The organism is Deinococcus marmoris DSM 12784, from assembly GCF_000701405.1.
In the GTDB taxonomy this organism is placed as follows: Bacteria; Deinococcota; Deinococci; order Deinococcales; family Deinococcaceae; genus Deinococcus; species Deinococcus marmoris.
Genome location: NZ_JNIV01000133.1, coordinates 1 through 10,022 on the forward strand (window position 1 = coordinate 1; position 10,022 = coordinate 10,022).

Here is a 10,022-nt window from a genome sequence, read left to right on the forward strand (position 1 = left end):
TTAAACTGGGCTTGGGTCAGGTCCGACGAGTAAGGCTTGCGTTTCACACCTCAAGCTTGCCACCGGGTCTGACCCTTTATAAACGCGCTCTTAGGCAGAGGAACCCCCAATGTACGGGGGTTTTTTTGTGCCTCAGTTTTCTTCGGATGGAGGCAAGCGCGTGGTCAAATGAATCTTGACTTTGGCAATGCTTTCCTTAACTGCTACAGTGGTAAAACGGATTTTGTCACCGATTTATTCTTTGCTCCGGTTTGGCTGATGGGGTGCGGGGGCGGCGGCAGGCGGCGGGTGGGGTCTCGGCAAAGTGGGCAGGATAAGGAGTCAGAATCAGGATTGCCAAATTCACCTGCTGGGACAGCTTTTTTCCAGTCTAATTCGTATTCCGCTCCTACCCAGAGAGAACAAGAGAAATAAATAAAAAACAAAGTTGAAATACTGGAGGTTTTATAGCAGAAAAATTAGTCAAGCTGCAAGTGCGGGTGAGTGGAGAGACAGCCAGGCGAATCAAGCAGAAGTGTGATGAGGAAAATCTATCGGTGTATGCCTATGCCGGTGATTTATTAGAGCAGGCTTTTATCTACGACTACAAAGGCACTTCAGACCAGCTTCTTGCTCCGCATATTCGCTCTGCGGTGCGTCAGGAAATCAATCAGATGATGGAAAATCTGATGGAAATGATGATCAGAAGTTACATGGAAGCGGGAACGGCCCGACGGATGGTTCAGGCCAGTTTGATCCTGCCGCCCCAGCTTGACCGGGAGCGGGTGCGTGAGCTTGAGCGGCGCAACTGGGACAGTACGTATAAGGAACTGCGAGAGGACATCAAGGGCTTTGGAAACTGGAGACGTTTGCTCGTGGACGATCCGTTGATCAACCAAGCGGAAATGGAGGAGGAAGAGTCATCGCCACCATCATCAAAATGAATTTCAAGACGGCCAGTCAGGGCGCAGTGAAGGCCAGGATCGGAATGAAAAGTATTGATTACTTTACCCGGCGGCCCACCCTGGAAGCCGAGCCGGGAGACCGGGAGGTGATCACGCAAGATGGCCGTTTCCGACTTTCTGACGATGGAGAACAGGGCAGGCGCGAACTGGAAAAGCGGTTGGAGCAGTCGAATGGAGATCATCTGTACCGGGTGGTGATGAGCAGCGGCAACGTCGAGATGACCGCTCAGGAGACGGAGCGCTGGGCGCGGAGTGTTCTTGAGAGGAACAACATCGACAACTACATGCTTGTGGTCCATGCCGGGCAGCAGGGACACACGGAGTATCCCCATGCCCACGTTCTCATCCCCACCAGCCAACGATTCACTGTTGAGGCCATTGGACAGCTCAGAGCTGTGGGTGACGAGGAACAGGAACAGGTCACTTACGCGGCGAGGACCATGTCGATCAAGCAGGACTATGAGGGTGAAACGAACCTGTCTGGCAAGGCAGGGGGCAGACAGGCTGAACGGGAGACAGAAAGCGGCGGTCCTCAGAAAAAGAGGACGGTTGACATCCAATTTGGAAGCTAGCTGTTGGAGGCGATAAGAGTGAGATTTCAGTCGATCTATCTTGATATGAGACCCATGCTGACCAAGTGGCTGGGCGTGTTGGCAACGCTGGTTTTTCTGTTCCTGATGATGAAGAGCGTTCGCCCGGACTTCGAGCGCGTGGTCGCCCAGTACATCAGTGTTTACAGTGGGCAGCACGAGGCGGCCCAGAAGGGGACTGGCTTTCAGTTCTGGATGGCCTGCTTGAACGCTGAGGCTTGCCGGAGTGGCCTGTGGTTGTCCTGGACCGCTCCGCTGATGGTCAAGAGCGCCTTGATCTCAGGGGTGATCTTTGGACTGTTCAGCGCTTCATTCGGTTTGTACTGGCGTCCCGAGGTCATGGCCAACCGTGATATGCGGGTGAATTCGGTCAAGGTGGAGGAGTCGCGTCAGCGCTCCCCCCGGCCTCCTGGCGGCGTGCTGTGATCGTCAATTACAAACTTTTTATGATGCGGTGGGTTCTGGCCCTGCTGGTCTTCTGGGTCACCGTCTTCTTCACGATGCTGGGCCAGGGCGTTTTTGCTGCCGCGTTCTTCCTGGTGGGAAGCGGGCTTGTTTATCTATTCAAGGACAGTCGGCCCCAGGTCAGACACACCGCCCATTTCGCCAATAAAGCTGAAATTGCGCCGCTGACCAGAGGGGTGTTTGAAGGAGACGGCGTGATGGTGGGCTTCGCTTACAAGCAGCCCCTGGTGGTCCGCCCTGGCACCGCTGGGAAAAATGAACTGGGACATTTTCTGTGGGTTGGCCCCAGCCGGAGCGGAAAGGGTCTGAGCATTGCCAGCAACCTGTACAACTGGGAAGGTTCAGCCATCGTCGTGGACATCAAAGGCGAGATCGCCGAGCAGACCGCCGGTTATCGCCGCGACGTGCTGGGCCAGGACGTGTTTATTCTCAACCCGTCGGGTGGGGAAAGCAGCCATCAATTTGATCCTTTTGGAGAGCTGGAGACCGATGAGCAGATCTTCAGCGCGGCCATCGGGTTCATGCAGCCAGACAAGGACGGCGCGAACGCCATTTTCGCCCAGCGTGCGAGCGCGGCGCTCGCGGCGCTCATCAAGGCGGCCAAAGTCTCAGGCGTCCCCACCGTCTCGTTTCTGGATTCGATGATCTACCAGCCACATGGTCTCAAGGGGACGGCCCTCAGACTCCAGGCCTTGCATGATCCACAGGTGACCCGGTGGCTGAACTCATTTCTGGGGAAAGACCCGGACCAGATGGACTGGGATGAGGCGGAGGGTGACCGCTTCCTGAACAACTCCTGGCAGCGGCTCAGGACGGCGGCGAGCTTCCTGATCACTCCAGGCGTCAAACACATGACGGGGGGCAGTGATTTCATGGCCGCCGACATCGTGGACAGGCCGACGACGGTGTATCTGGTGTTCCGTGAGTCCGAACTGACCCTGAATCTCGCCCTGTTCAATCTGGTCATTGACGCCATCTTCCGTTCCATCATGCGCCGCTATGACCTGAATCCCAGCCTGGAAGGTCAGAAGATCCTGACCGTCTTTGACGAGGCGTTCAGGGCCACGCCCAACCTGCTTGCCGAGTACGCGGGAACAGTGGCCGGACGCGGCATCTACCTGTGCATCTACATTCAGTCCCTGGCCCAGCTCGGCGACATCTGGGGCAAGGAAGGCCGGACCGTGATTATGGAGAACGCGCATACGAAGGTCTTTCTGCCCGCTGTGGACCGGTCAGACGACGACAGGGAGGGCACGTCCTCGTTTGTCTCTGCGTCCTGCGGCAAATACATGATGGAGGACCGGGGACAGTCCAAGGAAGAACACGGTAAGGAGCTGAACACCGAAGTCCGCATGACCGAGCGCGAGCTGATCTCCGCGAGTGAGTTTGCCATGCTGGGTGCCGGGAAGAGCATCATTTTGTGCAACGATTTTCCGCCCATCCTGGCCCACAGGCTGGAGCCATGGCGGTTCGCAGAACACGGGCGCGCTCAGCAGTGCCCCGCGCCCAGGCCCGGCGAGCGGCCAGACCTGGAGCTGGAGGCAGAACCGGAAGCAGGGCCAGAGGTCACCGCCGAGGCGGCCCAGGCACAACCCAGCGCCCAAGACCAGTCCAGCGCCCAGGCTCAACCCACCTCCACCCCTGCCCCAATGGTCCCACCCCGTGCGGACCGCGCCCCGGAAGGGCAGAGAGCCGCCGCCGAGGTGCCTCCGGCGACGGCCCCCAACCGCGAAGTCCCCGATGAGGCCAGGACAGGTCCAGAGCTGGCGACGCCACCGGTTCCCGCAGTCCTTTCCAACCAAGCAGGGGAGACGGCTGGATTCTCCCCTGCTGACGCGCCTACAGCCGATGGGGCCGCCACACCACCTCCAGTTGCGCCTGCATCTTCTCAAACAGCGTCAGTCCCTGTTGTATCCCCCGAAAAAGATCTAGACCTTAAAACTGGAAATCAAGACGATGACATAGATCAGGGAGTATTTTGAGCTTAATAGATAGATAGGGCCAAATTCAACTCAGAATACCCGTGGCAAAATATGCTTATGATAAAAACATTGAACTGGACTGTCCTGGCCCTGGCCATTGCGCTCGGTCACAGCCAGGGGGCAGCGTCTGTGCGGTTGCCTTTAGCGTCTAGATCACCCCTGGTGGCGCAGGCAACGGCACCCAGCAAGCCGCCCAGTCCCACCAAGAGCAGCGTCACATCAGCACCACCGGGGAACACTCCAGTTCTCAAGACGGGCCTGCAAACCATTTACACAGTCAATCAGTTGACGGGAAACAACGCCGTCAAAATGATCGCCAGCACGGAGTATCAAATTGTTCTCGTTTTTCCTTCCAGAGTGCAGAGCATTGGCATCAATGCCAGCAAGCAGGACGCAGTGCTGGCGAGTATTGATAAGTACGACGGGCGGGTTATTTATATCGACGCGCTTCAAGCTGGTGGAACGGCGACGGTCAACTTCCGCCTGCTGACGCCTGCCGAGGAGAAGGCGGAGAAATCAGCATCAGGGGAGGGCGCAGCGAATCCGAACCTTTCCCCGGTCATCCTAAAAGTGCTGGTGGATCTCACGGACAAGGCCAACGGTGTTTTGTCCTACACCATCAAGAACCCAGCACCTAAGCCCGCCCCGGCTACCGCCGCCAAACCACCTGTGCAAGCGGCCAAGCCACCAGCCCCAACAGCGAAGCCCCCAGCTCCCGTGGTCAAACCCCCTGTAGCTGTCAAGCCACTAGCCCCAGTGGTCAAGCCGCTCACAGTTCCAGCCCGGCCAGTCTCGGCCCCGGTGGTCAAGGCGGCACCTGCCACGGTCAAGCCCACCTCATTTGTCGGGACCAATGGCGCACTGACCCTGACCGTGAACTTGGAAGGCCAGGCCAGGACGCCGAGCGTCTTGGCGCTCCGGTACACCCTGGCCGTGAATGGGGCCGCCGCAGGCAAGACCTACACCCTGGACACGGCTCAGACTTCCCTGCGCGTCAAAAACGTGCCTGTGGGCGATCTCAGCATCGTCAAAGGGTACTTTCCTGTCGGCGCTGCCGCTCCATTCAAGGGAATGGTAGAAGTGCCCCAGCGCGTGCTTGGGCTGACCGGGCCGAAAGTCCTGATGTTCGTGGTCATCGAGGCCGACACCGCCACTAAGGCCACGGCGCGCAAGTACGTGGGAGTCATCCTCAAATGAAATGGCCGCTTGTCCTTGTGGGTCTGCTGCTGGCGGGCCACGCCACAGCCGCGCCAACTGAGAAAGCCCCGAAGTATGACCGTCAGAATATTTACGATACGTCCAGCATCCGGCCCGTTCCGCACGCCTCGTTCATCAGCGTCCAGAAGTTCAAGCAGCACAAGGCGTGTGCGGCAAAGGCCAGGAACGACAGGGACAAAGCGGGCTGCGGCAAGTACCAGTACCATGTGCCGTACAGCTTCAGTGATGAAACGCTTCGTGTCGGTCAGGACATGCGGCAGGCATGGCAGCGTTTTGAGGACCGCTATTACTGGCGGGCGATGCTCAATCTCAACAGCCCTTTTATGAATCTCTCGCACTGCACCATAGACTTTGGGCAGAATCAAGAAGCAGCCAAACCAGAGTTTGTGATCAATACTGAAAATTCAATGTATCCTAAAGAGCTGGCTGGGAAAATCCCTCAACAGGATATTAAAGACAAGTTGGGTATGGACACCTATTCCATCCTGCCGAACGTCCCGAATACGGATTACTGTGCTGGATCAAAATTAGACCTCACATTGATGTATCTCCCCGGCACCTGTTTTTACCTGGGAACAGCAAAACTCTTTTGCGTTGAGGGCGATCAGGAGACCTTAAATCCGCTTGCGCCCAGGCCGATTGCCTTCCGGTATGACGAGGCCGTCAACCGGGTCAAGGCCGCAACCCTCACCGCCGAGAAGGACTATCAGGCCGACTATCAGAAAGACATTCTGGAGGCCATCAAACCCACCGCGAAGTTTTACCCCCTGCTGTGGGACACCATGCTCACGGGGGCGCTAGTGGCCCCCACGCAGACCCTCAAGCCTGACTTGCTGACCCTGGCCCAGAAGGGTAGGGACGCCGGAACCAAGTTGGGCGGTGTGTTCGCGGCCACCGCCCCGGTCTACTACGCCCAGGGCTTGACCGGGAACGCGATCACGTTGCCCCTCCGGGTTCACACGCTGCCCACCCTGACCGACGTGCTGGCAACCCCCAATCCGCCCGGCGTCTGGAAGTTGGAAGAGTTCAAGCGCACCTTCCCGCAGCAGCCATTGCCCGTCTATGAACGGTTCGGCTACACCAATATTTTTTCAGCGTGGACGCGGCCCACCGTCAAGCTGCTTCCCGAAGCTGTGGCGGCCAAGCCCCTGCGCCAGATGATCTACATGGCCGTCGGCAACAATGTCCAGGTTCAGATTCCCCCGGTTGTCTTGCCAGTCCCTGCCCCCGTATTGATTAAAGAGTTTGCCCTGGGCCTGCCCTACGCCGGAGTCCAAACGCGCTTCACCTGGCACAGCGTCCCGGAAGGCTACGAAGTGCCTCGCGTCAGCGGCGCACCCCTGATCGATTACCCGTTCTGAAGGAGCGCGCATGAAAACCCTGTCCATTCTTGCCTTGCTGCTGGCGGCCACCGCTGGCGCTCAGGCACAGACCCCCATCACCACCACCACCGACACCAAAGCGGTCCTCGGACTGCTGAGGGGCAACGTGGACCTGTACGGCGTGACGTTTGGCAGCGGCGAGTTCCAGCGGGGCATCCTGCAACTGGCCCAGCAGCGAACCATCAAAGTGCGAGTGATGACCTCGCCCAAGTTCGTGCAGAATATGAAGCCCCTCAAGGCCTTGGGCGCAGCCGTCTACACCATGCCCGCGAACTTCACGAACAGCCTGATCGTCGTGCAGGGCGGGCCGATTATCATTCCGACCAAGACCAGTTACCAGATCATCACCGACCCGAAGAACGCGACCGCCATGACGGGCCTGCTGACCCAATACTGGCAAATTGCCAAACCGTACTGACCTGCAAAGCGTATTCAGTTGACCCGGACTGGAATATTCGGGTTTCGTATGGTTGAACAAAACCACTTGTTCTCGCAGTAAAAGGATTCAGCAGGTAGGGCATACGCCCTACCTGCTGAATATTGACTCCTATACCGTGACTGGTGTTTTTCTGAACCTCAATACCAGGCTCACTGCGATCAAATCAAAGACGATGAAGACCGTGAATAGCTTTAAAATATTGACAATGGGTTGATCCATGTAAGTACCAGGGAAAAATGCAATGCCGCCCAGAGCCATGCTCGCTGTAACAACCATAAGTGTCATAGGAACGGTCTGACGGCGAATCATGTGGATCAGCGCGTAGGTTCCCACCGCAGCGGCCACGGCCAGCCACAGGCCCACCGTCAACACGCCGTATTCAGCCGGGATGACCATTACTGCCCCGCTCCAATGCCGACAATCAGCGTGAGCTGGGTGTTGCTGTCCACCTTGGCCGCCCGCGAAATGGATTGGGTGGCCTTGGGAAGTGCGAAGGTCTCACCAACGCCGCCCGCCAGAATCTGCCACAGCGGGGGCAGGGCATTGGAGGCAATCGCCGCCCCGTCACCAATCGCAATCTTGGGGCCACTGCCAGCGTTCGCAGTCAGGGCCGACTGGACCGCCCCTTGCAGGGCGTTTGCACCGTTCTGGGCCGCGTCGAGGGCCAGCGTGGGGGCAATCGGCTCAATGCGCGCCGGAACACCCTGAGTTAGATTCAGGCCTTCCACCGAGTACGCCAGGGCGTCAATCTCAAAGACCTGACCGCCCGCGTCGATGTAGCGCCGGAAGGCCATGTCCACGCGGGCCAGTTGACCGTTGATCGTGCCGACCCCGACAAAGGAGCCGCCGTCCGCCGTGACCACCACCACCGGGACCGAGCCGCCCGTCAGGGCGTACACCGCCGTCACCAGACGCACCGGCACCTGCTGGAGATTCCTGTACGGTCCCAGCGCACCCAGCTTGGAGGCCGCATTGGTGGCCGTCCCACCGAAGGGCGTTTCAGCCGGAACCGTGTTTTGTGCAACCACGTCACCGCCCCCTGATGCTGATGTTCCCATTCCTCCAAAGGTCATCCCGTCACCCGTAGACGGGGCCGCGCTTTCTGCTGGAGCTGAGGCCGCCGCGATTGTTGCCGGTTCGGTTGACCCCTGGGGCGTCTCTGGACGCTGACGCTCGTAAATCAGTCCGCTGGACGCCCGACGTGCAGGAGGCGTGTAGGCCGTCTGTGCTGTGTTGCCTGACGGCGCAGATTGATTGATGTCTGAACCGAATGACGACGCATTCTGATTGGTGGCCGGAATCGGTGCAGCAACTTGTGGGGCCGACTTCGCCGCAGGTTGAGGCGCAGCTTCCGCAGCGAATGGAGCTGTCTCAGCCGTCACAGATGTCGGAGCAATGGGGGCGGATTCCTCTGGCACATAGAGAGGTGCTGGAGGGGGTTCATAGGCGATTGGGGCGGGCTGTGGTGCTGCCTGTTGAACAGGGATGGTGTTCCCAAAACCCTGTTTGGGACTCGCGGCGACGGGGCGGTACACGTCACTGACGGGAGGCGGGTTATTCGCAGGCGGGCGCGAGCTGGACACCGGAGGGGAGGGAACGATAGGAGGCGTAATGCTGATGCCTTTGTTACCTCCGTTCTTGGGAGCCGCGCCCCCAGCGCCCTGCTCACCCGCAAAGGTTTTTAAGTTGTCCTTGCCTTTCGGCTTGACTGGACCACCCGTTCCAGTCCCGACGCCAGCCTTGGCTCCAGCAGCCGTGCCAGGAGCTTTGCCAATTGGACCAGTTGCCTTAGCCCCAGAATCTGCTGGCTTGCCTGTCGTTATCTTGACATTCTTTGGATCTGTGTCGGTTGGTTTTGATGTTTGGGATGCTGGAATCCCCTGAACACCAGCAGCCTGACCTGTTGGGCGCGACAGAAAGTACATGAGTGGAGCAATGCCCAACAGCAGAGCCGCTAACCCATAAAGAGGGGCTTTTCTCTTATCATAAACGAAACCCTGCCCTTCCCTCCGCATAATGGCCGAGCGTTTGGCATTTCGCCTGCGATTTCGGCCTGCCGCAGCGTTGGCGGGTGGCAGGTTGCCGTGATCTTTGAAACTTCTGATTTTTCTTGATACTTCAGCCGAAAGTCCATGATCTTTATCGCTAAGATCAACCAGAAATTTAGGAAACTGTGGAGATTCTGGGTCTGGAATATCCTCCGGCCCAAAACCCGCTTTAGATAGCCTGGACTGAAATTGTTTAAGAACCGTGTCCCATGTCTCATTTGTATGAGAATTAGGAGAAGAGGCCATTTCGGTGTCCTGTTTTGGCGGCGCTTCCGATAGATTGTCTGTCATGAAAATATCGTACCATAAACATAATCTGTGCTAAAGTTTAAGCGTAATCATATAAGTGTATAGATTGCCAGGAGGACACCAGGAATGCCAGAAATAATGTTGACCGCCCCCGCTTCACCTGCACCGAGTCTTCAGACTCCTCTCGTTGTCCCGTCCGCCCTCCTGACCATTCGCGTTCAGGTGGCCCTGCTTGCACTCGCTCTGGCCTTTGCTGCTTCGTTTGGCGCGGCCCAGGACTTTTCACGGATCACCACTCTGGTCTGCGGTGTGGTCACGCAATTAACAGCACCCGTTCTGCTCGGTGCTGCCGGAACTGTCGTTGTTGTGATGTTCGGCTGGAACAAGCTGATGGGCGAGCAAAACGCCTTCCAGAGCCTGAAAAACGGCGTTATCGGGGGCATCATCATCCTGGCTGCTGGCACCATTGCCACCGCACTTTTTGGATCGGGCTGCGCGTAAGGAAGAATTGAGATGACCGGACGAGAGGCCAATCCAAAACAAGATCATCCACTCCGCCACGCTTGTTACCTGACAAATGCACGGGTTGGATTTGTTTCCTTTCTTGATCTGTAACTACTCAGCAGGGGGACTTGCGAAGCGGGCGAGTGTAGAGTAGGCGCATTCAAAACGACTGCGCCAACTGCAAACGACTGGGAGCTGAAC

10 protein-coding genes are annotated in these 10,022 nt (G+C 57.8%); 8 read left to right on the forward strand and 2 right to left on the reverse strand.

Going from position 1 to position 10,022, the window contains the following annotated elements; translation table 11 throughout:
- The first annotated feature begins 536 nt into the window (after positions 1-536).
- The 7 genes from Q319_RS0120825 (at position 537) to Q319_RS0120855 (ending at position 6,999) form a co-directional block, all read left to right on the forward strand.
- On the forward strand, positions 537-923 hold the full coding sequence (locus tag Q319_RS0120825; protein ID WP_156039505.1) for a hypothetical protein: 387 nt from the start codon (positions 537-539) through the stop codon (positions 921-923).
- A complete protein-coding gene (locus Q319_RS0120830) occupies positions 920-1,516 on the forward strand; it encodes a hypothetical protein (RefSeq protein ID WP_029484352.1) in 597 nt (198 codons plus the stop codon). The genes Q319_RS0120825 and Q319_RS0120830 overlap by 4 nt, the downstream gene beginning before the upstream one ends.
- 54 nt (positions 1,517-1,570) lie before the next feature.
- The gene (locus tag Q319_RS0120835) at positions 1,571-1,960 is read left to right on the forward strand and encodes a hypothetical protein (protein WP_029484353.1); all 390 of its coding nucleotides are present in this window, start codon (positions 1,571-1,573) and stop codon (positions 1,958-1,960) included.
- Between the two features lie 20 nt (positions 1,961-1,980).
- Positions 1,981-3,981, forward strand: coding sequence for a type IV secretory system conjugative DNA transfer family protein (locus tag Q319_RS0120840; protein ID WP_156039506.1), 2,001 nt, complete (start codon positions 1,981-1,983; stop codon positions 3,979-3,981).
- 69 nt (positions 3,982-4,050) lie between these two features.
- Entirely contained in the window at positions 4,051-5,178 is a 1,128-nt protein-coding gene (locus Q319_RS25845) for a hypothetical protein (RefSeq protein ID WP_156039507.1), read from the forward strand.
- Positions 5,175-6,560, forward strand: coding sequence for a hypothetical protein (locus Q319_RS0120850; protein WP_156039508.1), 1,386 nt, complete (start codon positions 5,175-5,177; stop codon positions 6,558-6,560). The genes Q319_RS25845 and Q319_RS0120850 overlap by 4 nt, the downstream gene beginning before the upstream one ends.
- Before the next feature lie 10 nt (positions 6,561-6,570).
- A complete protein-coding gene (locus Q319_RS0120855) occupies positions 6,571-6,999 on the forward strand; it encodes a hypothetical protein (RefSeq protein ID WP_029484357.1) in 429 nt (142 codons plus the stop codon).
- A gap of 129 nt (positions 7,000-7,128) precedes the next feature.
- On the opposite strand, the gene Q319_RS0120860 is transcribed toward Q319_RS0120855, so the two are convergent.
- Together Q319_RS0120860 and Q319_RS0120865 are read right to left on the reverse strand one after the other, a co-directional pair.
- Positions 7,129-7,416, reverse strand: coding sequence for a hypothetical protein (locus Q319_RS0120860; RefSeq protein ID WP_029484358.1), 288 nt, complete (start codon positions 7,414-7,416; stop codon positions 7,129-7,131).
- Entirely contained in the window at positions 7,416-8,048 is a 633-nt protein-coding gene (locus Q319_RS0120865) for a hypothetical protein (RefSeq protein WP_029484359.1), read from the reverse strand. Before Q319_RS0120865 ends, Q319_RS0120860 begins: the two co-directional genes overlap by 1 nt.
- Before the next feature lie 1,491 nt (positions 8,049-9,539).
- On the opposite strand from Q319_RS0120865, the gene Q319_RS0120870 reads away from it, so the two are divergent.
- Positions 9,540-9,818 carry a TrbC/VirB2 family protein gene (locus Q319_RS0120870; RefSeq protein WP_162178687.1) on the forward strand — a complete coding sequence of 93 codons (279 nt, stop codon included), beginning with the start codon at positions 9,540-9,542 and terminating at the stop codon, positions 9,816-9,818.
- Positions 9,819-10,022 lie beyond the last annotated feature (204 nt).